At 44.7% G+C, this 21,093-nt stretch carries 25 protein-coding genes; 12 read left to right on the top strand and 13 right to left on the bottom strand.

Going from position 1 to position 21,093, the window contains the following annotated elements:
- The first annotated feature begins 13 nt into the window (after positions 1-13).
- The 4 genes from CCZ37_RS09460 to ybaK all read left to right on the top strand — a co-directional run bounded on the left by CCZ37_RS09460 (position 14) and on the right by ybaK (position 4,304).
- The gene (locus tag CCZ37_RS09460) at positions 14-823 is read left to right on the top strand and encodes a SirB1 family protein (protein WP_094500389.1); all 810 of its coding nucleotides are present in this window, start codon (positions 14-16) and stop codon (positions 821-823) included.
- Positions 824-845: 22 nt separating this feature from the next.
- Positions 846-1,697 (top strand): 3-deoxy-8-phosphooctulonate synthase, encoded by an 852-nt coding sequence (kdsA, locus tag CCZ37_RS09455; protein ID WP_010320501.1) that lies wholly within the window; start codon positions 846-848, stop codon positions 1,695-1,697.
- 362 nt (positions 1,698-2,059) lie between these two features.
- Positions 2,060-3,721 (top strand): bifunctional UDP-sugar hydrolase/5'-nucleotidase UshA, encoded by a 1,662-nt coding sequence (ushA, locus tag CCZ37_RS09450; RefSeq protein ID WP_010320500.1) that lies wholly within the window; start codon positions 2,060-2,062, stop codon positions 3,719-3,721.
- Positions 3,722-3,827: 106 nt separating this feature from the next.
- A complete protein-coding gene (gene ybaK / locus CCZ37_RS09445) occupies positions 3,828-4,304 on the top strand; it encodes a Cys-tRNA(Pro) deacylase (protein WP_094500388.1) in 477 nt (158 codons plus the stop codon).
- Between the two features lie 45 nt (positions 4,305-4,349).
- Here ybaK and CCZ37_RS09440 read toward each other — a convergent pair whose 3' ends face one another.
- On the bottom strand, positions 4,350-5,609 hold the full coding sequence (locus tag CCZ37_RS09440) for a uracil-xanthine permease family protein (protein ID WP_094500387.1): 1,260 nt from the start codon (positions 5,607-5,609) through the stop codon (positions 4,350-4,352).
- Between the two features lie 189 nt (positions 5,610-5,798).
- On the opposite strand from CCZ37_RS09440, the gene CCZ37_RS09435 reads away from it, so the two are divergent.
- Positions 5,799-6,944, top strand: a complete 1,146-nt coding sequence (locus CCZ37_RS09435; protein WP_208613911.1) for a DUF2066 domain-containing protein — start codon at positions 5,799-5,801, stop codon at positions 6,942-6,944.
- A 101-nt stretch (positions 6,945-7,045) separates the two neighbouring features.
- Here CCZ37_RS09435 and CCZ37_RS09430 read toward each other — a convergent pair whose 3' ends face one another.
- Genes CCZ37_RS09430 through bepA form a run of 4 tightly spaced genes read right to left on the bottom strand, consistent with a single transcriptional unit; the run spans position 7,046 to position 9,880 of the window.
- Positions 7,046-7,471, bottom strand: a complete 426-nt coding sequence (locus CCZ37_RS09430) for a DUF2069 domain-containing protein (RefSeq protein WP_029627254.1) — start codon at positions 7,469-7,471, stop codon at positions 7,046-7,048.
- Positions 7,472-7,479: 8 nt separating this feature from the next.
- Complete coding sequence (wrbA, locus tag CCZ37_RS09425) at positions 7,480-8,052, bottom strand: NAD(P)H:quinone oxidoreductase (RefSeq protein ID WP_010320495.1); 573 nt, start codon at positions 8,050-8,052, stop codon at positions 7,480-7,482.
- Entirely contained in the window at positions 8,049-8,399 is a 351-nt protein-coding gene (gene arsC, locus CCZ37_RS09420) for an arsenate reductase (glutaredoxin) (protein ID WP_010320494.1), read from the bottom strand. The genes wrbA and arsC overlap by 4 nt, the downstream gene beginning before the upstream one ends.
- A gap of 23 nt (positions 8,400-8,422) precedes the next feature.
- Positions 8,423-9,880, bottom strand: coding sequence for a beta-barrel assembly-enhancing protease (gene bepA / locus CCZ37_RS09415; RefSeq protein ID WP_010320493.1), 1,458 nt, complete (start codon positions 9,878-9,880; stop codon positions 8,423-8,425).
- Positions 9,881-10,074: 194 nt separating this feature from the next.
- Between bepA and CCZ37_RS09410 the strand changes: the two genes are divergently transcribed.
- From CCZ37_RS09410 to CCZ37_RS09400, 3 genes are all read left to right on the top strand, one after another.
- Positions 10,075-10,302 (top strand): sulfurtransferase TusA family protein, encoded by a 228-nt coding sequence (locus CCZ37_RS09410; protein ID WP_010320492.1) that lies wholly within the window; start codon positions 10,075-10,077, stop codon positions 10,300-10,302.
- The gene (locus tag CCZ37_RS09405; protein ID WP_010320491.1) at positions 10,303-11,379 is read left to right on the top strand and encodes an AI-2E family transporter; all 1,077 of its coding nucleotides are present in this window, start codon (positions 10,303-10,305) and stop codon (positions 11,377-11,379) included.
- 208 nt (positions 11,380-11,587) lie between these two features.
- Positions 11,588-13,459 carry a methyl-accepting chemotaxis protein gene (locus CCZ37_RS09400; protein WP_094500385.1) on the top strand — a complete coding sequence of 624 codons (1,872 nt, stop codon included), beginning with the start codon at positions 11,588-11,590 and terminating at the stop codon, positions 13,457-13,459.
- Positions 13,460-13,539: 80 nt separating this feature from the next.
- Here the strand turns inward: CCZ37_RS09400 and bcp are convergent, their stop codons facing one another.
- A complete protein-coding gene (gene bcp / locus CCZ37_RS09395; protein WP_094500384.1) occupies positions 13,540-14,007 on the bottom strand; it encodes a thioredoxin-dependent thiol peroxidase in 468 nt (155 codons plus the stop codon).
- A gap of 13 nt (positions 14,008-14,020) precedes the next feature.
- Positions 14,021-14,563 (bottom strand): glycine cleavage system transcriptional repressor, encoded by a 543-nt coding sequence (locus tag CCZ37_RS09390; protein WP_094500383.1) that lies wholly within the window; start codon positions 14,561-14,563, stop codon positions 14,021-14,023.
- 282 nt (positions 14,564-14,845) lie between these two features.
- Between CCZ37_RS09390 and dapA the strand changes: the two genes are divergently transcribed.
- Together dapA and bamC are read left to right on the top strand one after the other, a co-directional pair.
- Positions 14,846-15,724, top strand: coding sequence for a 4-hydroxy-tetrahydrodipicolinate synthase (gene dapA / locus CCZ37_RS09385; protein ID WP_094500382.1), 879 nt, complete (start codon positions 14,846-14,848; stop codon positions 15,722-15,724).
- A 51-nt stretch (positions 15,725-15,775) separates the two neighbouring features.
- Positions 15,776-16,795: an outer membrane protein assembly factor BamC gene (bamC, locus tag CCZ37_RS09380; protein WP_010320486.1), complete on the top strand. Its 1,020-nt coding sequence runs from the start codon at positions 15,776-15,778 to the stop codon at positions 16,793-16,795.
- Positions 16,796-16,838: 43 nt separating this feature from the next.
- Here bamC and CCZ37_RS09375 read toward each other — a convergent pair whose 3' ends face one another.
- The 4 genes from CCZ37_RS09375 to CCZ37_RS09360 are packed head-to-tail and all read right to left on the bottom strand — an operon-like array spanning position 16,839 to position 19,204.
- Positions 16,839-17,048, bottom strand: coding sequence for a DUF2897 family protein (locus CCZ37_RS09375; protein WP_094500381.1), 210 nt, complete (start codon positions 17,046-17,048; stop codon positions 16,839-16,841).
- The gene (locus tag CCZ37_RS09370; protein WP_094500380.1) at positions 17,020-17,703 is read right to left on the bottom strand and encodes a M15 family metallopeptidase; all 684 of its coding nucleotides are present in this window, start codon (positions 17,701-17,703) and stop codon (positions 17,020-17,022) included. Before CCZ37_RS09370 ends, CCZ37_RS09375 begins: the two co-directional genes overlap by 29 nt.
- A gap of 3 nt (positions 17,704-17,706) precedes the next feature.
- Positions 17,707-18,840: a succinyl-diaminopimelate desuccinylase gene (dapE, locus tag CCZ37_RS09365; RefSeq protein WP_094500379.1), complete on the bottom strand. Its 1,134-nt coding sequence runs from the start codon at positions 18,838-18,840 to the stop codon at positions 17,707-17,709.
- Positions 18,841-18,856: 16 nt separating this feature from the next.
- Positions 18,857-19,204: an ArsC family reductase gene (locus CCZ37_RS09360; RefSeq protein ID WP_094500378.1), complete on the bottom strand. Its 348-nt coding sequence runs from the start codon at positions 19,202-19,204 to the stop codon at positions 18,857-18,859.
- A 199-nt stretch (positions 19,205-19,403) separates the two neighbouring features.
- Here CCZ37_RS09360 and CCZ37_RS09355 point away from each other — a divergent pair, with 199 nt between their 5' ends.
- Positions 19,404-19,691, top strand: coding sequence for a winged helix-turn-helix domain-containing protein (locus CCZ37_RS09355; RefSeq protein ID WP_010318729.1), 288 nt, complete (start codon positions 19,404-19,406; stop codon positions 19,689-19,691).
- A 21-nt stretch (positions 19,692-19,712) separates the two neighbouring features.
- Here CCZ37_RS09355 and CCZ37_RS09350 read toward each other — a convergent pair whose 3' ends face one another.
- Both CCZ37_RS09350 and CCZ37_RS09345 read right to left on the bottom strand, forming a co-directional pair.
- On the bottom strand, positions 19,713-20,066 hold the full coding sequence (locus tag CCZ37_RS09350; RefSeq protein ID WP_094500377.1) for a DUF4156 domain-containing protein: 354 nt from the start codon (positions 20,064-20,066) through the stop codon (positions 19,713-19,715).
- Between the two features lie 3 nt (positions 20,067-20,069).
- Positions 20,070-20,411, bottom strand: a complete 342-nt coding sequence (locus CCZ37_RS09345; RefSeq protein ID WP_010318727.1) for a DUF2956 domain-containing protein — start codon at positions 20,409-20,411, stop codon at positions 20,070-20,072.
- 178 nt (positions 20,412-20,589) lie between these two features.
- Between CCZ37_RS09345 and CCZ37_RS09340 the strand changes: the two genes are divergently transcribed.
- The gene (locus tag CCZ37_RS09340) at positions 20,590-21,057 is read left to right on the top strand and encodes a DUF2919 domain-containing protein (RefSeq protein WP_094500376.1); all 468 of its coding nucleotides are present in this window, start codon (positions 20,590-20,592) and stop codon (positions 21,055-21,057) included.
- The last annotated feature ends 36 nt before the right edge of the window (positions 21,058-21,093 follow it).

Genomic DNA, 21,093 nt, shown 5'->3' with positions numbered 1-21,093 from the left:
TCCGAGCGGCATTATGTTTGAATGGTTCGATGAAGATTTTGATGCAATGGAATTGGTGGAAGGGGCGCTGATCTTAAACAAGGCAGTCAATCCTGAAACTGAGGATGAATGGGCACGTCAAGAGTTGGCACGTTTGCTTACACAAGCAAAACACGAGTTAGCTAATGAACAGGATGAAAAACAGCGTTTCGAAGCGTTGTTGCGTCTGTTTTACCAACAATGGGGTTTTCGCGGTGACAGAGAGGCTTATTTTGATTCACGTAATGCCTTCATCGATAAAGTGTTGCAGCACCGCAAAGGTATTCCCGTCAGTTTAGGTGCGCTGTTGCTCTATTTTGCGCGCAAGCTAGGCTTTCCTTTACAAGGTATTACCTTTCCCACACAGTTTTTATTGCAGTTGCATTGGTGCGATGAATCACCGATTTATATTAACCCTTTTACTGGTGAAACCGTCTCATTACATACACTACAAGCGTGGTTAGTTGGGCATAAAGGGGTCTTGTCTAAGCTTAAATCGAGTCATTTGCAAGTGACAGATAATCCGACGGTGATCGGTCGTTGGCTGGCACTACTAAAGAGCGCACTATTAAGAGAAGAGCGTTATACCTTAGCACTGCGTTGTACTGATTTAGCGCTGACTTTTGTTCCTGATGATCCGTATGAGATCCGCGATCGCGGCTTTATCTATCAGCAACTGGATTGTCACCAAATTGCCTTATCCGATTATCAATACTTTATTGAGCATTGCCCGAATGATCCGGCGGCTGAGTTATTAAAAAATCAAGTTAATGCATTAAGCTTTGAAGCTATTACGCTGCATTAACCGCTAAATGAGAGAGAATAAAATGGAACAAAAAATCGTCCACGTGGGTGATATTCCCGTTGCTAACGACAAACCGTTTACTCTGTTTGCTGGAATGAACGTCCTTGAATCCCGTGATTTAGCGATGCAAATCTGTGAGCATTACGTGAAAGTGACCGATAAACTCGGCATCCCTTATGTGTTTAAAGCTTCTTTTGATAAAGCAAACCGCAGCTCTGTTCACTCTTATCGTGGCCCCGGCTTGGAAGAGGGAATGAAAATTTTCCAAGAGCTAAAAGAGACCTTTGGCGTCAAAATCATCACTGACGTGCACACAGAAGCTCAAGCTCAGCCAGTGTCTGAGGTGGTTGATGTGATTCAACTGCCAGCGTTTCTTGCTCGTCAAACTGACCTTGTCGAAGCGATGGCGAAAACAGGTGCAGTGATCAACGTGAAAAAACCACAATTTATGAGCCCTGGTCAAGTGGGCAATATCGTAGAAAAATTTGCAGAGTGCGGCAACGACAAAGTGATTTTGTGTGAACGTGGTGCTTGCCATGGCTATGATAATCTGGTCGTTGATATGTTGGGTTTTGGTGTGATGAAAAAAGCATCAAACGGCAGCCCAATTATTTTTGATGTGACCCATTCACTGCAAATGCGTGACCCTTCTGGCGCAGCTTCTGGTGGGCGTCGTGAGCAGACAGTTGAGTTAGCAAAATCAGGTCTTGCTGCCGGGATTGCGGGCCTATTCATTGAAGCACATCCAAATCCAGACAAAGCGCGTTGTGATGGTCCATCGGCGCTGCCTTTGGATAAACTGGAGCCTTTCCTTGCTCAAATGAAAGCGTTAGACGATTTGATTAAGAGCTTTGCACATATCGATATCCGCTGATTTCTTATTTCATCTATCACTCACATTTTGACCACCGTAAGGTGGTCAAATTTTATCGAATGTTTTCCAAAACCTGTTTATCTTGGCTATGCGCTCACTTTTCCTCGGTTTTTCCGTCTCGACGAAAGGAAACGATTGCCTGTGATCGGTTGAAATTTCATATGTAACACGTAGGAACCGTTACATTTTTGAATTGATTTTATAGTGATCAATTCTACATAAATATGAAATCAATCTGTCACCTTTAGGATGTTAATTTAAACTGGGTCAAGTTTATCGATATGGCTTGATTTTGTGTTTGCAAAGTTGACCATGATTGCCGTCTCACAAGCAGTGGATTTTCTAAGTTCAAAGGTATGAAAATGAAACAACGTTTTATTCTAAAAACAGCCATCAGCGCGGCTATTCTTACAGCCGTTGTGGGTTGCGCAACTCAACCCACTCACGAGTGGAAAGAAGATACGACCTATAAACTGACCGTATTACACACCAATGACCACCATGGTCGTTTCTGGCAAAACAAATATGGCGAGTATGGTATGGCGGCGCGTAAAACGCTGATCGACGATCTTCGTTCTGCAATTGAAGCCGAGGGCGGCAGTGTATTGCTTCTTTCTGGTGGTGACATTAATACTGGGGTTCCTGAATCTGATCTGCAAGATGCAGAGCCTGATTTTAAAGGCATGAGCAAGATTGGTTATGATGCAATGGCGTTAGGTAACCATGAATTCGATAACCCGCTCGAGGTGCTGTTTAAGCAAAAAGAGTGGGCGAATTTCCCAATGCTGTCGGCCAACATTTACGATAAATCGACCGGAAAACGTCTATTCCAAGCCTACCAAATGTTTGATAAACAGGGCGTGAAAATAGCGGTTATCGGTTTAACGACCGAAGATACTGCTAAAATCGGCAACCCTGAATACATTGGTGGTATTGAGTTTAGAGATCCAAAAGAAGAAGCGAAAAAACTGATCGCAGAAATTGAGAAAACGGAAAAGCCGGACCTTATTTTTGCCGTTACCCACATGGGCCATTATGAAAATGGCCAACGTGGTGTGAATGCACCGGGTGATGTTGCGCTTGCACGATACTTGGATGAAGGTTCGCTCGATATGATCGTCGGCGGTCACTCTCAAGAGCCTGTCTGCATGGAAGGCCCTAATGTGGTGAAGAAAAACTTCCATCCGGGAGATGAATGTAAGCCTGATATGCAAAACGGTACTTACATAGTGCAAGCGCATGAATGGGGTAAGTATGTTGGCCGTGCGGATTACGAATTCCGTAATGGTGAACTGAATATGGTGAGCTATAACTTGATCCCAGTGAACCTGAAGAAAAAGGTGAACGTGAATGGAGAGAGCCAGCGCGTACTGATTCAAGAGCAAATTGCTGAAGATCCAGAAATGCTTAACTTTTTGCGCCCATATCAAGAACAAGGTCAAGAGAAACTGAATGTGGTCATTGCACAAAGTAATGGCAAGTTAGAAGGGGATCGCAACGTTGTGCGTTTCCAGCAAACGAATTTAGGCCGTTTGATTGCACTTTCTCATATGGAACGTGCAAAAGCCGACTTTGCGGTGATGAATTCTGGTGGCGTGCGCGATTCGATTGATGCAGGAAAAATCACTTATAAAGATGTGCTCAAAGTACAACCTTTTGCCAATATTCTCACTTATACCGATATGACCGGGGCTGAAGTGTTGGATTACCTCAATGAAGTGGCGACCAAACCTGTTGATTCTGGCGCTTATGTACAATTCGCGGGGATTTCGATGACAGTGGCCAATGGTAAGGTATCGAACGTGTTTATTGGTGATAAGCAGCTCCGTTTGGACGAAACGTATCGCTTCACCGTGCCTAGTTACAATGCAGCAGGTGGTGATGGTTATCCAAAAATCTCCGATCACCCAGGTTATGTCAATACAGGCTTTGTGGACGCGGAAGTATTGAAAGACTACCTCGAAGCACACAGTCCAATTGATGTGAACCAATATGCGCCAGCGGGCGAAATTGTCTATAAGTGATAGTGCGATAAAGAGTTTGACTCATTGTGAGCAATCATTTTAACTAAAGGCGGTGCTTAGGCATCGCTTTTTTATTGGCACTAACGGTTACTTTGAGATAAGCACGATGACACCTGCGATTGATTTGGCGAAAAAGAAAAAAATTCCTCACACTCTCCATCAATATCAACATGATCCTAATCACAGCAGTTATGGTTTAGAAGCGGCTGAGGTTTTGGGACAAGATCCGAAAAAAGTGTTTAAAACACTGCTGTTTTGCTTAAATGGCGAGCCGAAAAATCTCGCTGTCGCGATTATTCCTGTTGATCAAAAATTAAACTTAAAGCGTGCGGCCAAAGCGGCTAAGTCGAAAAAAGCGGAAATGGCTAATCCAGACATAGCGCAAAAAACCACAGGTTATGTGGTCGGTGGCATTAGCCCGCTTGGGCAGAAAAAAGCACTACCGACTTTCATTCATCTCAGCGCAGAAGAACAATCGACCATCTGTGTCAGTGCAGGTAAACGCGGTTTAGAGATTGAATTGGCACCGAGCGATCTTGCGTTATTAACGCGAGGTGAGTTTGTTGAATTGTGCCAAGAATAGAGAATGAAAATCCGGCCTCGATTGAGGCCGGATTGACTGGCAAAATTAGTTCTTCAGTTTGATCTCTTCTTCCATCTGGGCGTTATCCACCACATGGTTTTCTCCTAAGTCATTAGGAAGGATCAAGTTTAGAATAATGGCTACGATACCGCATAAGCTGACACCTTGTAGGCTAAACTCTCCGATACCAAAGGCCATGCCGCCGATACCAAACACTAATGTCACTGCCACAATCACTAAGTTGCGAGACTTGTGAAGATCGACATGATTTTTAATCAGTGTGTTTAGGCCAACCGTTGCAATTGAACCGAACAGCAAAATCATAATGCCGCCCATTACGGGAATTGGAATGGTTTGCAGTAGCGCGCCCAGCTTACCAACCAATGCTAATACAATCGCGGTGATCGCAGCCCAAGTCATGATTACTGGATTAAAGGCTTTCGTCAGCATTACAGCACCCGTCACTTCGCTGTATGTAGTGTTTGGTGGCGCACCCAGCATAGAGGCTGCGATGGTGGCAACACCGTCACCCGCAATGGTGCGATGTAGCCCAGGTTTCTTGATGTAATCTTTTCCAGTGACGTTTGAGATCGCGAGCATATCGCCCACGTGTTCGACTGCCGGAGCAATGGCAACTGGGATCATGAACAAGATCGCGTTGATGTTGAACTCAGGGAAAGTGAAGTTCGGCATTGACAGCCAGGCCGCTTGCGTAACAGGAGTAAAATCCACTACACCAAAATAGAGGCCCAAAAGATAGCCTGCAAAAATACCACCGCAGATCGGCAACAGTTTGAGAAAACCTTTGGCAAAAACGCTAATCGTGATGGTGGTTAACAGTGAAACGCAAGAGATCCACATCGCTACATCTGAGCTAATCAGTTGTAATGAGCCATCTCCGGTTTTACCTAGCGCCATGTTTACAGCAACAGGCGCAAGGCCTAAGCCAATCACCATGATCACCGGGCCAACGACCACAGGAGGTAAAATTTTGTGGATGATTTCGACGCCACGGACTTTGATGATCGCTCCCAGTAGTATGTAGACAAAACCAGCGGCCACTAAACCGCCCATCGTCGAGGCGACGCCCCAAGTTTGGATGCCAAACATAATCGGTGCAATAAAGGCAAAAGAAGAAGCAAGAAAGATGGGGACAGAGCGGCGAGTAATAAGTTGGAATAAAAGGGTACCGACACCGGCGCCAAATAGTGCAACGTTAGGATCAAGCCCAGTTAACAGCGGGACAAGAACCAGTGCACCAAATGCGACGAAGAGCATTTGTGCGCCTTGGATGGCATTTTTCATCATGATTTCCCTGAAGCAAAATAAAAATTCGCGGGATTCTATCACTTTTGCAAACGATTGCCATTGAAACTAGATCAAATAAAGTCACGAATGTTGATGGAATTATCATCGAACTCTGCCGTGGATTCCTTGCCGCGGACCGGATAGTTGCTTATCATCGACGTTCACAAAACAGATCATAGGAACAGTATGCGCTATTTAGCTATGTTGGTGATGGGCTTGCTCACGCTTCCTGCTTATGCCTTAACCAAGGTCGACTTATACCATACCGAAGTCGTGATTGATCAGCAGCAAGATAATGCCGATGCGAATGCTCGGATTAAAGGGATGAGCGAAGTCATTGTTCGAGCCTCGGGTGATAGGAATGCGGTGAACAATGAGGTGATTCAAAAAGCTTTAAGGCAGAATTCGCAATATTTAGCGCAAATCAGTTATGGTCAAAATGGGGCGCAATCTTCGATTGCCATGGGGTTCAGCGCACCGCATATCCGCACATTATTAACTCAAGCTCAATTGCCATTTTGGCCTGAAAACCGAGCTAATGTTTTAATTTGGTTGATTGAAGAGTCAGGTTACGAGCGCAGCATTGCATGGGAACACTCTGGTAGCAGTACGCTAAAACAGCTTAAAGACGCGACTCAAACTCGCGGTTTGCCTATCACAGTACCTGTGGGTGATTTTGATGATATTACCGGTGTGGAAGTATCGGATTTGTGGGGCGGTTTCGTGCAGCCTATCAGCATGGCTAGCCAACGTTATCCAACCGATGCTGTATTGGTGGTCAGAGTGCAAAGTAATGGTGTGCGTTGGAGTTTGTATGATCAACCTGCCGTTCAAATCACACAAGCGACGAAAGCGCCACTGTCTGGTCAAGCGTCTGGTGACGATGCCATTGAACAAATGGTTGATCAATTGAGTGATTACTATGCAAGAAAGAGCTCGGTTATCGTGGCCAGTGAATCCTCTTCTTCGCTGCTTGCTCGTTTTAGCCCGATTGATGATGCAATGGATTTCTTTACCTTGGAGAATAAGTTGAAGCGCTTAAGCTCTGTTGCTTCTTTGGACATTCTCAAGATTCAAGGTGAGGAAATTACTTTCGAAGTGCATTTGTTGGCTTCAGAGTCCGAGTTTGAGCAAGAAGTGCTACGCATGGGCAAAGTCGCTAAAATTGACGACCCACAGCCAGAGAGTGTGCCAACACAGCTTACCCCAGCAGCAGAGGTTGATGATTCTGCTGTGGAGTCAGGCTCTTTGCAAGTCACACCTGAACCGTCATTATCTCAGGCCATCACTGAACCAGTGAAGCGAGTGCTCTCTTTTGAGTGGCAAGCGTAAAGTACTCAGTCACCCCTTGAACAAATGCTGAGATAATCAAAAAGAGCCCATCAGGGCTCTTTTTGCATGAGGAGGATAGGCAATCCTGTCATGGATTAACTCTATGCTTGGTTATCGTGGGTAAAATTGGCTTTCTCTTGCTTTTCGACTTCGGATAGACGCTTGAGTTTCAGTCCGAGCTCTTTACCGCGATGGCGAGCATACAAGGTATTACCGACAAAAGCGGCAAATGTCAGTAGCAGTTCCACTACCGCTAACCAGCGCTCCCCTCCATCAACATAAATCAGCGTCAACGCGTGTAGAAAGTAGAGCATTAAAACAAAGTTGGCCCAGGCGTGAGTGTAGGGTTTTCCGGCCAAAATTCCCGGTAATGGTAAAAGTAGTGGGATAACCCATGCAATGGCCAATGCAAGATGATTAAGATGAGGGTGAGGAGAGAGCGAGAATTGCCATAAAACCACCCATATAATCAAGGATAAGTTACTCAGTAAAGCTAGCCATCGATACTGTTTAGTACGTGGCATCATATCTGCCGTCATAATCTGTCCTTTAATCGGCTGGCGAGCATAGCCAGCCGTTTTCCTAAATTTTTAGCCAGTTCACTTTCGTGCGTAGTGAGCTGTGACGAGTGTGTTGCGACATGGCTTGCACCATATGGTGTGCCTCCAGCGGTTGTGGTATGCAATGCAGGCTCTGAATAAGGGATGCCAACCATTAGCATGCCATGATGCATCAGTGGTAGCATCATACTCTGTTGCGTACTCTCTTGACCGCCATGCAAAGAAGATGAAGAGGTAAACACGCAAGCGGGTTTATCGATTAATGCACCACTAATCCATAAAGGAGTCGTTTGGTCCCAAAAGTGTTTCAATGGTGCGGCCATATTACCAAACCAAACTGGGCTGCCAAAAGCTAAGCCATCACACTGTTTTAACTCATCCAGTGTAAGGTAAGGATCGGCTGCTTGCTCGGCATGACTGTCTAGCGCAGGGACTGTGCGTAGGATTGCTTCAGCACCTTGCGCTTCAATACCGCGTGCGATTTGCCGTGCTAGCGCTTGTGTTGAACCGTGCTTGCTGTAATAAAGTACGACGACTTTAATACTCATAAGATCTCAAGCACTTGCTCTGGTGGACGGCCGTGGCGCGCTTTACCATTGGCGACAACAATGGGACGCTCAATCAACTTAGGGTGCGCGGCCATGGCGGAAAACAGCTGATCATCAGTAAGTGCCTCATCATTTAGGCCAAGTTCTTTATAGAGCTCTTCTTTAGTGCGAATCATGTCACGAACCTGCTGTAGCCTGAGTTGAGCATACAAGGTTTTTAACTGATCGATGGTTGGCGCTTGCTCTAAGTATTTGATGATCTGTGGCTTTAACTGGCGGTCTTCCAGCAGTGCCAGAGTTTCACGACTTTTTGAGCATTTCGGGTTGTGATAAATCACGACTGACATAACTTCTCCTCGTTGTATTGTGATTATTGGAGTGATAAAAATCGGTCTCGTTGCACCATCAATTGGTCAATGCGTGCATCGTAGCGAGCTTGTTCTAAGCTGCCAAGTTTCGCAAGTTGGCTCGCTTGAGTGTAATACTGAATCGCTTTATTCCAATTGGCTTTGAGCGCTAGAAGCTCTGCTCGCGCGGCGAGATCTTCTTGGCTATTACCAATGCTGATACTCGCTTCTGAGAGTAAATGCCAGCCGTTGGGATCATTTGGGTTGTCATGGGTGTAGCGCTGTAATACTCGAATAGCGTCAGATAATTTATCTTGTTTTAACAAGCTGTTAGCATAGTTAATCGTCAAGGTTGGATTGTTCGGTTTTTGTTTGAGCGCGTTCTCTAGCAAGGTTTGCGCTTTATCCGCTTGATTTAGATCGATATAAAGATCGGCCATCGCATCAAGATAGAAATTGTTTGTCGGGTCTTGCGCAACCAGTTTTGATAAAATTGCCTGTGATTTTTCGAGTTGCTTACTATCGAGATAGACCAAGGCGTTACCATATTGGAAGGCTGGGATGAGAGCTGCATTTTCTTTTTTCTCCGCACGCTTAAACCAATCAAGAGCGGCTTCATTATCAATTCCAGCATAGCGAGCAACAATTCGCGAGCGTGCTAAATGATAATCCAACGAAGGTTGAAGGCGCATAAGCGGGTAGTGTTGGGCGCGCTCACGGCTATCGGTAATCCGATCTTCTGGCAGCGGATGGGTCAGTAGCATCGGTGGCGGTTTACTCGCGTAACGGTATTCATCGGCGAGGCGGCCAAAAAACCTTGGCATGGCTTGAGCATCAAAACCCGCTTTAGCTAGTGTTGCAATGCCAAATCGGTCGGCCTCTTTTTCATTACTGCGCGTATAATTTATTCGGCTTTGCATACTGCCTGCAGTGGTAGCTGTAATGGCAGCAATGCCTGCTTCCGGTGCCGCAATAGCAAGTAGCAACGAGCCCGCCAATGCGGCGATGGTTGCTGGTGAGCGTCTGGCTTGGTCTTCCATACTGCGTGCTAAATGGCGCTGCGTGACGTGAGCAATTTCGTGTGAAATAACAGAAGCGAGTTCGCTTTCTGTTTGTGCATGCAAAAACAGCCCAGAGTGCAACGCAATATAACCGCCAAAGAAGGCAAACGCATTGATGTTGCGGTCGCGGATCATAAAAAAGGTGAACGGTGTTTTTACATCGTTGGCGTTGGCAACCAATTTATGTCCTAGGCTATCGATGTACTCGTTTATCACCGGGTCATTGACGATCGGCTGACTGTTACGCAGCATACGCATATAAGCATCACCATAAATCAGCTCTTGATCAATCGTCAAGGTCGAACCTGCTACCGTCCCAATGTTCGGTAGCTCTATGGTGTCGGCATAGCTCAAAGAAGGGGCGTTTATCGCCACGGCAATACAGAGGCAAAGTAAGGATCGAGCGCGTTTAAACTTCATATTCGTCAGTGATATTCCGTGATCTTCTTGTCTGTATGACATTGAATGTGTGAATTGGTTTCCAACTCAAAATAGCGGCCAAAAATTGTAGAGAGAGAAGAGTAAGCCAGCCGGTGTTTGAGTATCGATAAACACTGGCATGCCAGTCAAAACTCGATACAATGGCAGGCCTATATTAAGCATTGAGCAGAAGAATGGAACCAAATATTCTGGATTTACGCCAGCAGCGTTGTCCGATGGCTTTATTACTTGCGAAGCGTCACACTGTTCAATTGGTTTTGGGTGAGGTATTAAACATTTGGCTCAACGACGTCAGCTCAGGACAGGATATAGAAAAATATTTGTCTGCTCATGGCTTTCGTTGCCAGTGGAACACGTCACCCGGCTATTTTTGGCTAAAAGTAATTAAGGAACTCGATTAAATGTTTGAAATGGTAACTCGTTGGTATCAAAGACGCTTTTCTGATCCGCATGCCGTTAGTCTGGTTGCTATCCTATTTTTTGGTTTTATAACGATATATTTCTTCGGTCATTTGATTGCGCCCTTGTTAGTCGCGATTGTCCTTGCATATTTACTGGAGTGGCCAGTGATGCAATTGCGCCGTTTTGGGCTTCCTAGGACAGTTTCTGTAATTTTGGTTGTTTTGCTATTTGTTGGTTTGATGCTGTTGGCTATCTTTGGTTTAGTTCCAACCATTTGGAAGCAGGTTGGTAATTTAATTAATGACATCCCTAATATGTACAGCGGATTACAAACCTTTATTTTAAGTATTCCTGAACGTTATCCAGAACTCGATAACTTACAGATTGTTGAGTCTGTAATAAGTAATGCGAAGAATCAGGCTTTAGGTATGGGGGAAAGTGTCGTTAAAGGGTCACTTGCTTCTCTTGTAAGTTTAGCCACCTTGGGTGTCTATCTCATTTTAGTGCCGTTGCTGGTGTTCTTTTTATTGAAAGATAAGAATGAAATGTTGCGAATGACCAGTGGGTTGTTGCCACGCAACCGTAAACTCGCTGCTAAAGTATGGCAAGAGATGAACCAACAAATCTCAAACTACATCCGTGGAAAAGTGTTAGAAATACTGATTGTCGGCAGTATCAGTTACGTCACTTTTGCCATTCTTGATTTACGCTATTCGGTGTTGCTTGCTGTGGCTGTGGGTCTATCGGTTTTGATCCCTTATATTGGCGCGGCCGCTGTGACAGTGCCAGTTGCCATCGTTGGCCTCTTCCAATGGGGCATGACTCCGCCGTTTTACACATTATTAATTGCTTATGGCATCATCCAAGCTTTGGATGGCAACGTATTGGTTCCCGTTCTATTTTCTGAAGCCGTTAATCTACATCCCGTTGCCATCATTGTTGCAGTGTTAGTCTTTGGTGGGCTTTGGGGGTTTTGGGGCGTATTTTTTGCTATTCCTCTTGCCACTCTAGTAAAAGCAGTATGGCATGCTTTGCCCAGCACTGATGAACCTGTTGTTGAAGTTGAATCTCCCTAGCATCGTTTAATGTGATTAACTGATAGCACACATCATTCCAAAAAAAGCCCAAACCGTGATCCGTTTGGGCTTTTTTTTGCCAAATAGTGAATATTGATTAGACTAAACTGAGTGGATGTGTAAAAAAGCTATAGATTTTTTGTAACTTGGCGATAACCAACTATAACCACAACAATGATAATTAATTTGGCATCTATGAGGGATACTTATGAAGTTTAGCCAAAAAATAGTTGCAGCTTCTTCTGCATTTCTGCTTGTTACTGTCTCACTTATTTCTATCCAGCAGCTGAGTATCGTTCGCTCGGAAATTGAATCTCTAGTAACCCAAAGCTTGCATGAGATGGAGTCTGGGGTCAAAAACACTATTGTTTCTGAAATGGAAAGTAAAAAAACCTTGGCTCAATCGACGACTGAAGTGATTGAGCTTGATCCGCTCAACCGGGATTACGTTAAAAATATTCTTGAAAAGCCGAAATTGAAAAAAAGCTTTTTAGCCATAGGATTAGGGTATGAGTCTGACGGTAAAGTGGTGGAGAATGATGACGGTTGGGAACCAAGCGGTGACTACGATCCTCGTAAGCGTCCTTGGTTTGTGGATGCTAAAGCATCGAAAAAGCTTATCGTTACAGCGCCGTATGTCGATATTTCTACCAAAAATGTGATCATTTCTATTGGTACGCCTATTTACGATCAAGGTCGATTTTCTGGTGCCATGTTCTACGATATGGAATTGACGGGTTTAGCTGAATTGGTGAACTCTATTAATTTATTTGATGCAGGTTACCTCTTTATCGTCTCAGGTGATGGGGCGACGATTGCCCACCCAGACACCAAAAATAACGGTGAGAAACTGTCGACTTATTTGCCACAAGTGACTCTGAAAGAGGGGGACCAACAGATTGAAATTGATGGTACCCGGTATCTCGTTAGCTTCACTCATATTCCAAGTGAGAACTGGTACATCGGTGCGATTGTCGATGAATCGATCGCTTTTAATGCTATCGACGTGTTACGCAACAGTTCTATTATCTATACATTAATTGGGCTTGTGTTAAGTATGATTGGCTTGACACTACTGATTAAAGTGTTAATTCGTCCATTGGGCGTGCTTAACGAAGCGATTCAAGATGTTGCCTCAGGGCAGGGGGATTTAACTAAACGTCTGGATACCAATACAGACCAAGAGTTTGCTCAGCTCGCGTCAGGGTTCAATACCTTTACCGAGACGCTGCAAAAGCAGATCACGCAATCAAAAGCGATTGGTGAAGAGATCATGCGTGGTACCGAGCTTACGGTGCAAGGTGCTCATGAGTCAGCAGAAGCGATGCGCACCCAGTTACAAGAGTTAGAGCAACTAGCCACTGCAATGCACGAAATGGCAGTGACATCGACAGAAGTTGCCAATAATGCGCAAGGTGCAGCAGCAGCGGCGAAAGAAGCCGATGAAGCAACGCAAGATGGTTCAAGTGTGGTCAGTGAAACGACATTGTCGATCGACAATTTATCGGCCCGCATTGACCAAGCGGTGGAAGAGGTGAAAGGCCTAGAGTCCGCGACGGGGAATATTGAAACCATTTTGAAAGTAATTAATGACATTGCTGATCAAACTAACTTGCTTGCCTTAAACGCGGCGATTGAAGCGGCTCGAGCGGGTGAATCTGGCCGTGGTTTTGCCGTTGTTGCTGATGAAGTGCGAACACTAGCGCAACGCACTCAGCAATCGACCACCGAAATTCGCAGTATGATTGAGCAATTACAAGCAGGGGCAAGCTCCGTCTCTTCGGCTATGAATGAAAGTAAAACGACGGCTGTTGATGCGGTGAATAAAGCGAAAACGGCAAATTCGGCACTGAACCGTATTCGTGATGCGATACAAGTGATTTCGGACATGAATATCCAAATTGCATCTGCGGCAGAAGAGCAAAGCCTTGTGGCTGAAGAGATCAACACCAATACCGTGAAGATTAAAGATTTGTCGACGCAAGTGGCGCAATCTGCTGAAGAAGCCAATATCGCAATGCAGGTACAAACTGAAAACGTTCGTGAGCAAGATGCTCTGCTCAATAAGTTCATTGTGTAATTACACATCAACTTTTGATTAGTCGTGTTACAAAAATGCCAGTATTAAGAACTGGCATTTTTATTTCGGTTGAGCTTTGATTATTGGGCGTTTAGATAATCAAGTACCGCTTCATGGTGATCTTTGGTTTTGAATTTATCAAAAACCTGTTCAATGATACCTTGCTCATTAATTAAAAAGCTAATCCGGTGTAGACCATCATACACTTTGCCCATGAACTTCTTCTCACCCCATACGCCGAACTGCTCAGCAACCACGTGGTCTTCATCGGATAATAAAGTAAAGTTTAAGTGATCACGTTCAATGAACTTACCTAAACGCTTCACCGGATCGGTGCTGACTCCGAGTACCACCACGTTGTGAGCATCGAGTTCTGCTTTGACATCTCGAAGGCCTTGAGCCTGAACAGTACAACCTGGTGTCATGGCTTTAGGATAAAAGTAGAACAACACCTTTTTCCCTGAGAAATCAGCAAGGGAAACGGTATTTCCATTTTGATCTAAAAGTGAAAAAGCAGGTGCTGGCGTGCCTGCAGTAAGCGTTTTCATTATTCTTCCTTTTTTATTGGCTGTTTTTTATAAAGTTGAGCGAACCTAGTACATTCAATGTCGTGCATAAACTGTCAAATTCTTCTTGTAGCTGCATCAAGTTGCATCCTGAATCGACACTGGCGGTAATGGCAATGTGAAATTGGTCGTGATCAAGGCGTAGTTTAGATTTGTGAATTGTCTGCGCGCTTAGTGAAGCCATTCCAATATTGCGATTGGCAAAAAATTGAGTGAATTTCTCTGTTAGGCCAAGTTTGTCTTCAGACTCAACAAACACTTCAGCAGTATAGGCATTATCTTGGTAATCATGAGGTAATGTACGTTTCATTATGGTAATAAGATCATGCTGCTGACCTAATAAAGGCAGAGTCGTTTCTACTCGTGTGATGTGGTTTGCATTGCCAGAGACCAGCATGATGAGGGTGAACTCTTTACCAAACAAAGCAATCCGACTATCGATGATATTGCAGCCTGATTGCGTTACTAAACGCACCACTTCATTACAGATACCCGGGCGGTCTGTCCCTACGGCAGTGATCACTAGATGCTGAGTCATAATATCGCTTCACTTTTATCGTTTTTGGCATGTTATCACAGTTAAATTATAGAGGAACGATGATGGAATGGCTTTTTAAGAACTCCGTCTTGAAAATAACGTGTTATTGACATCGACATATTCAGATCCGCTATAAAGTTTGCCCTTAATTGATGTTGTTTGTTAAACCTCTAACATCTGATAAATATTCATCCAAATGGGCTGATTAAGCGAATTTAATCCCTTGTGTTTTTCAATCGCCTTACAGTACCATGCAGAAAGTAACAGATTAGGGAGATGGACATGTTTTCAGGAAGTATCGTAGCGCTCATTACACCGTTTAATCATGATGGTGAGGTTGATTTTGTTAGTTTGAAGAAGCTGGTGGACTTTCACGTGACAGCCGGAACTGACGCCATTGTTGCCGTCGGAACAACGGGTGAATCTGCCACGCTAACCGTTGAAGAGCATGTCAAAGTTGTCGCAAAAACGGTCGAGTTTGCCGAAGGACGTATTCCTGTGATTGCGGGAACGGGTGCGAATGCTACTCATGAAGCGGTAACGTTTAGCCGTTTGTTAAATAATACAGGTATTGCTGGCTGTTTAAGTGTGACTCCTTATTACAATAAACCAACCCAAGAAGGTTTATTTCAACACTACAAAGCAATTTCTCAAGAGACTGATATTCCACAGATTCTCTATAATGTACCTGGCCGTACCGCGGTGGATTTACGCCCTGAAACGGTTGCCCGCCTTGCTGAAATTAAAACGATTGTCGCCTTAAAAGATGCAACGGGTGATTTGAGCCGAGTGGCTCTGCATCGTGAACTTTGTGGAAAAGACTTTATCTTATTAAGTGGTGATGACGCGACAGGTTTAGAGTTCGTTAAATTGGGTGGACAAGGCGTGATTTCGGTGACGAATAATATTGCCGCTAAAGATATGGCGCAGATGATGCACTTAGCATTAGAAGGTCGATTCGATGAGGCTGAGCTTATTAATCAGCGTTTAATGCCTTTGCATAAGGGGTTGTTTGTTGAGTCAAGCCCGATCCCAGTGAAATGGGCTGCTCATAAAATGGGATTGATTACAAATGGTGATCTACGTCTACCTTTGACTGAACTGTCTGAACCAGCACGACCAACTGTTGCCCAAGCCATGGCCGAAGCTTGTATCTTCTAAATCGATTCAATATTGTGCCGAGGCTTTTTCCTCGGCAGTCTAGGAGTTTTAATGAAATTTACTCATCAGCTAGTTATTAGTTCACTAGCTGTTTTTGTTTTAAGCGCATGTGCTGGTAACCCTTCTCAGCGTCGCCAAGCAAAAGATGATTTTGCTTATTTAGAAACCCCTGCTTTAAAAGAGTGGCAACTTCCAGAAGGAGCCACCCCGCAGTTTTATCTTAACTACCAAATACCAGAAGGTGAATTCCAAGGTGGTATTGGCCGCAGTGTGGACATTCGTCCTCCTCAACAAGTCTTAGAATTGATCCCTGGTGCGCGTGCAGAGCGTCAAAATGGCGAAGTGACATTATGGATGATCAAGCAAGAGGAAGCCGACAAGGTGTGGCAAACCGCCTTAGCTATGCTGAAAGAGCGCAACATCGGTATTGCTGCTCAAAGTGAAAACCAGATTGACACGGATTGGGTCACTTGGATTTCCGAAGATGAAGAAGTTGAGATTGGTAGCCGCTATCAAATCTCACGAGTGATGGCAAATAATCGTTTTGGTTTTAAGATTTCGTTGACTGATTGGCGTGAAGGGGGCAAAAATGTGCCGGTAAGCGCGACCAATAAGGAGCGTTACAACGCATTTATGACTAATTTGGTTACGGCTCGTTATGATACCGAACTACGTCAAGAAGCCGCGCGTAAAGCTCAACATTTGGTTAAACAGATCCCCATTACTATGGGCAGTGACCGTAGTGGTTTCCCTGTCATTATTGCTCGTACCTCTTACGATGTTCTGTGGCAACGTTTGCCTAATCTCATGCCGCAAATCGGCTTTACTCTCGAAGAGCGCAACCAATCTCAAGGGACAATAAAAGCGAAATACGCTGCACCTGACGATGCCTTTTGGCAAGATATTGGCGTGAAACCTATCTCACTGAAAAGTGGAACTTACACCTTCTTGTTAGGTGATTTAGGCAACCGTACCTCGATCAACGTGACCAATTCAGCCGGCAAGCCAGTGGAAGAAGAACTGCTGAAAGATATGGTGCCTGTACTGTCGGCGATTGCCGGGCGTCAGTAATTGTGATGACGAACCCATGAAAAATAAAGGGACGAAAGTCCCTTTATTTTTGCTCTGAATCTGAGTTCTCGTGCTTATCAAATTCGTTGAGTTTATCCAGATCACTCTTCTTCCCTTTCAAGCCAAATTTCATGTTAGCCGTGTATTTTAGCGCGGCAATATTACCGATAAACACCGCTAAGATGACAATGGTGATAACCCAAGGGTTGGTAATGAATTCCATATCAGGACTCCGGTTGGCTGATGTTAACAATGTACTGAGTGTAGATCCGATCTAAGTTCTCTTGTACCGTCGACACACCTAGGAGCGGCATGTTTTCAAGCTGTGTCGCCAATACGCTTGGCGTCAACAGGTCAAGACAGTCTTTAGCCGCTGTTTTGTGGCTAATATGCCAAGGTTCAAACGCAACACCGCCTTTCTTTCCTTGGTAGGGGAAGAAAAAACCAAACTTAGGTAAATGCTCTTTCATCCATTGATAAAAAGGAGCTTGGTGGCCTGAGAGATATTCCCACGGTTCAAGCTTGAGCGTGACACCTGTCGGTAATGCTTTGCGATCAAAAACATCAAAGTCACAACCCCAATGGTGGCGGCTGCTACCGGGCAGCGCTGACCAGCGCAAAATCGTGAATATCTTTTGTTCTTCGCTTAACTGAGCAGGGTTTACCGGTTGACTGTTATTATCAAGTAATTCGGCTTGCCCTGACATTTTCCGATTCCAGATGTTCAACTGGCGTTCAAAATCACGAAACCCACTGGCGATATGGAAATCAAAACCAGCATCGTCAGCCGCTTGCTTTAAATCGAGCAAATCTTGGATCACCCCAGGGTGAACCAAGAAAGATTTCTGCCCAATCAGTACTGATGTTAAATGGGAGTCGGTTTGTCCGGTCAACTGCTCTGGAGTCATGAATTACACCAATAAATTCTCTAGGGTTTTTTGGTACATATCCGTCAGTTTCTCTAAATCGGCAATCTTAACGCACTCGTTAACTTTATGAATTGTCGCGTTAACAGGACCAAGTTCGACTACTTGTGCGCCCATCTGGGCAATAAAGCGTCCATCAGATGTGCCCCCTGTCGTCAATAGCTCTGGGGATTTGTGGTTCACCTCATCGACGGCTTTAACGACGGCAGTCAGTAATGAACCCGTATCGGTCAAGAAAGGTTGGCCGCTTAATGTCCAGCGTAATTCATAATCCAATCCATGGGCATCTAAGATAGAATGCACGCGGCGCTTGATCTCTTCATCGGTTAACTCGGTACTGAAACGGAAGTTAAACTGCACGTCAAACTCACCGGGGATGACGTTTGATGCCCCCGTACCAGCTTGCAAGTTTGGAATTTGGAAGCTGGTCGGTGGGAAATAAGCGTTCCCTTCATCCCATTTTATTGCCGCAAGTTCGGCTAGCGCAGGCAAGGCTTGGTGAATCGGGTTATTAGCAAGGTGAGGATAGGCAACGTGTCCTTGAATCCCTTTTATCTGTAGATCGCCTGTAATTGAACCTCGACGGCCATTTTTTATCACATCGCCCACATTTAATGTACTCGATGGCTCACCGACGATACACATCTCAATTGGCTCATTACGCGCCATTAACGTATCGACTACGCGAGTGGTGCCATTGATGAATGGCCCTTCTTCATCTGAAGTGATCAAAAAGGCAATCGAGCCTTGATGGTTAGGGTGCTGTTCAATAAAGCGCTCGACAGCGACAACCATGCAAGCAAGCGAGCCTTTCATATCTGCCGCCCCGCGTCCATGCAAATAACCATCAATTACAGTGGCTTCAAACGGCGCTGTATGCCACTGCGCTAAAGGGCCCGCGGGAACCACATCCGTATGGCCAGCAAAAGCAAAAAGAGGCGATTGAGTGCCGCGGCGAGCCCAAAAATTAGTGGTATCTTCAAAGACCATTGTTTCCACTTCAAACCCTAGCGCTTGTAAGCGTTTAATCATCAGGTCTTGGCAACCTGCATCCTCAGGAGTTACTGATTGGCGGTTAATGAGATCTTTTGCGAGCGCCAGTGCAGGGCTGTCTGTCATCCTTGAAATCCTTGTATTAAGAGAAAATAGCAGCGTATTGCTGAGCATTAAAACCGAGATGGTAATGGGTGTCGACCAATAAAATAGGTCGTTTGATCATAGCAGGCTGTTCAACCAGCAAGGTCACTGCATTGTTAGCATCTAATGACTCTTTTTGTGAGGGCGTGAGCTGACGAAAGGTTGTACCGCGTTTATTGAGTACATTTTCCCAACCAAGCGCTTGGCAAAATTGAGCCACGAGATCGGCATCAATACCTTGTTTACGGTAGTCATGAAATTGGTAATCCACCCCCGCGGCTTCTAACCATTTTTGTGCTTTTTTAATGGTGTCGCAGTTGGGAATGCCATACATAGTGATTGTCATAAAAATCCTTGCTAAGGCGCATTATTTTTTAATGGTCAAATCCTATCAGGAAGCGCAGTGGCTTACAAAACAGAGATGCTTTTATTTTGTTGTTAAAAAAATACGTTTCAGCTGATTACGATTGGAAAGTTATTGATCAAGCGCAACACTCCAACTGTAAAAACAGAAATAATGAAGCGCACAGTAATAGGAGGTGTCAATGGAACTGAGTCCTGTTTTTGCAAGGCGACTGTATTTAGCTTTGTTAGTAGAAAGCCTTGAAAGGCCCAACGTGCCCAAACTCATCGAAAAAACGGGGTGGCCTCGCCGTACGATTCAGGATGTCCTGAAAGCACTGCCAGGAATAGGGATTGAACTGATGTTTGTTCAAGATGGAAGGCGTCACAATGATGGTTACTATCAACTCTCTGATTGGGGGCCATTTGATAGTCAATGGGTATTAGATCGTCGCTGTGATATTGCGACTAGCCTTGGATTTAGTGCATAAGCCAGCATTTGCTGGCTTTTTTTATGGTGTTTTCACATTGATATCGCATGAGCAGCAGTAAACGGTGCCCAAAATCGTAACAGAGGTTTTGAAATAATTGGAGTAATCGAGCGTTACTGTATCGCCCCCCAATTGATGGGCGTGAGTTTTTAGCTCGTTTACCGCCCTTCGAATCAATTTGTCATTGGGAATGAGCCAAGAGCTGAACCAGTAACCTTCACTGCCTGTCACATCCCCTAACCAATTACACTGATCAGCATCAAATCCGGCATCAGTACGGATCTGGATGCGATCTGCATCGTTTGGAAGTGGGCTGTGTGATGAGCTACAGCCTATCATTAGCGCTGCCAGCAATAATATAGACAGTCTTTTCATAAGTTAACCTTTCAAAGCTAAATAAGAGATAAAACCAAGCCAGCTCACGATCAGCAGTGCCCAAGGTAACCATGAGGTCGGTACTAAGCTGGATGAAGTTTCAATCTGCGCGGGTTCTTCTTCTCTATTTTGTGCGGTTTTCTTTAGCTGCAATGCTCTTTTTTTTGCTTTATCTACCTGCCGGTTTTTCTCTTTTTGCTGTTTTTTATACAAAGCAATGCCTTTCTCAATACCTTGGGCGATCAGCTTGGTTTGCTCTTTAGTTTGTCCCTGCTTCTGAGTGGCTAAGGCGACTTTCATGGCTTGTTGCTGAGTTTGTTCTGAGGGGATAATCGTTTTATTCATAACGTTTACAAGCGGCTATAGACAGGTGCTCACCCTATCACGTATCGTCATGTTTCACTATTGAGGTTGATCACTATGCGTGATGTTCAAGTGAGAAACTGGTCAAGAGCAAAGATCAGGCTAGCTATTTGAAATCTATTCGCTAAAGTAAAAACGTTTTTTTAAAAGAGCGAAGGTATTGATGCGTTATGCGTTAGAGCGATACGACCAACATGGTTTTCTTAAAGCCCCTAAACTTATCTGGCTTGGTTGGTTATTTTTGGCAAAAGCTTGGATTGTTTTTGTGGTGGCGGGAGCAAGCCGAGATAATGGCACGACGATTTTAACAATTGCTTACCCAGACCATTCGATGCTTTATTTGGGGTTGATTATGGGGCTGCCAAGCATCATTCTGATGTGGCTTATCAGCTTACGTGCTCCTGAACGATCGTGGCTAAACCGCATCGTCAGCATGGGAAAACCGCTGACGTTACTTATGGTTATCTTGCAATTTATGCAAACGCTTTATCATATCTATTTAGAGCACGGCGTTTTTAATTGGGCCAATGCAAGCACACTGTTGGTGCTGTTATGGTTTGGTCTATATCTACTGAAGAGTAAAAGTGTGCGCGATTGTTTTTCTATCCCGCTCATAGACAAGGCGTGATCCCAATCAAGGTCGCCCCAAAAAACTGAATTACAC

Origin of the sequence: Vibrio qinghaiensis, from assembly GCF_002257545.1 — a bacterium.
In the GTDB taxonomy this organism is placed as follows: Bacteria; Pseudomonadota; Gammaproteobacteria; order Enterobacterales; family Vibrionaceae; genus Vibrio; species Vibrio ordalii.
The sequence above is the reverse complement of the archived record's forward strand: the minus strand, read 5'-3'. Positions and strand labels throughout refer to the sequence as shown.

Coding starts and splice junctions, on each gene's coding strand:
- CCZ37_RS09460 (WP_094500389.1), top strand. CDS start 14: ATGTTTGAATGGTTCGATGAAGATTTTGATGCAATGGAATTGGTGGAA.
- kdsA (WP_010320501.1), top strand. CDS start 846: ATGGAACAAAAAATCGTCCACGTGGGTGATATTCCCGTTGCTAACGAC.
- ushA (WP_010320500.1), top strand. CDS start 2,060: ATGAAACAACGTTTTATTCTAAAAACAGCCATCAGCGCGGCTATTCTT.
- ybaK (WP_094500388.1), top strand. CDS start 3,828: ATGACACCTGCGATTGATTTGGCGAAAAAGAAAAAAATTCCTCACACT.
- CCZ37_RS09440 (WP_094500387.1), bottom strand. CDS start 5,609: ATGAAAAATGCCATCCAAGGCGCACAAATGCTCTTCGTCGCATTTGGT.
- CCZ37_RS09435 (WP_208613911.1), top strand. CDS start 5,799: ATGCGCTATTTAGCTATGTTGGTGATGGGCTTGCTCACGCTTCCTGCT.
- CCZ37_RS09430 (WP_029627254.1), bottom strand. CDS start 7,471: ATGATGCCACGTACTAAACAGTATCGATGGCTAGCTTTACTGAGTAAC.
- wrbA (WP_010320495.1), bottom strand. CDS start 8,052: ATGAGTATTAAAGTCGTCGTACTTTATTACAGCAAGCACGGTTCAACA.
- arsC (WP_010320494.1), bottom strand. CDS start 8,399: ATGTCAGTCGTGATTTATCACAACCCGAAATGCTCAAAAAGTCGTGAA.
- bepA (WP_010320493.1), bottom strand. CDS start 9,880: ATGAAGTTTAAACGCGCTCGATCCTTACTTTGCCTCTGTATTGCCGTG.
- CCZ37_RS09410 (WP_010320492.1), top strand. CDS start 10,075: ATGGAACCAAATATTCTGGATTTACGCCAGCAGCGTTGTCCGATGGCT.
- CCZ37_RS09405 (WP_010320491.1), top strand. CDS start 10,303: ATGTTTGAAATGGTAACTCGTTGGTATCAAAGACGCTTTTCTGATCCG.
- CCZ37_RS09400 (WP_094500385.1), top strand. CDS start 11,588: ATGAAGTTTAGCCAAAAAATAGTTGCAGCTTCTTCTGCATTTCTGCTT.
- bcp (WP_094500384.1), bottom strand. CDS start 14,007: ATGAAAACGCTTACTGCAGGCACGCCAGCACCTGCTTTTTCACTTTTA.
- CCZ37_RS09390 (WP_094500383.1), bottom strand. CDS start 14,563: ATGACTCAGCATCTAGTGATCACTGCCGTAGGGACAGACCGCCCGGGT.
- dapA (WP_094500382.1), top strand. CDS start 14,846: ATGTTTTCAGGAAGTATCGTAGCGCTCATTACACCGTTTAATCATGAT.
- bamC (WP_010320486.1), top strand. CDS start 15,776: ATGAAATTTACTCATCAGCTAGTTATTAGTTCACTAGCTGTTTTTGTT.
- CCZ37_RS09370 (WP_094500380.1), bottom strand. CDS start 17,703: ATGACTCCAGAGCAGTTGACCGGACAAACCGACTCCCATTTAACATCA.
- dapE (WP_094500379.1), bottom strand. CDS start 18,840: ATGACAGACAGCCCTGCACTGGCGCTCGCAAAAGATCTCATTAACCGC.
- CCZ37_RS09360 (WP_094500378.1), bottom strand. CDS start 19,204: ATGACAATCACTATGTATGGCATTCCCAACTGCGACACCATTAAAAAA.
- CCZ37_RS09355 (WP_010318729.1), top strand. CDS start 19,404: ATGGAACTGAGTCCTGTTTTTGCAAGGCGACTGTATTTAGCTTTGTTA.
- CCZ37_RS09350 (WP_094500377.1), bottom strand. CDS start 20,066: ATGAAAAGACTGTCTATATTATTGCTGGCAGCGCTAATGATAGGCTGT.
- CCZ37_RS09345 (WP_010318727.1), bottom strand. CDS start 20,411: ATGAATAAAACGATTATCCCCTCAGAACAAACTCAGCAACAAGCCATG.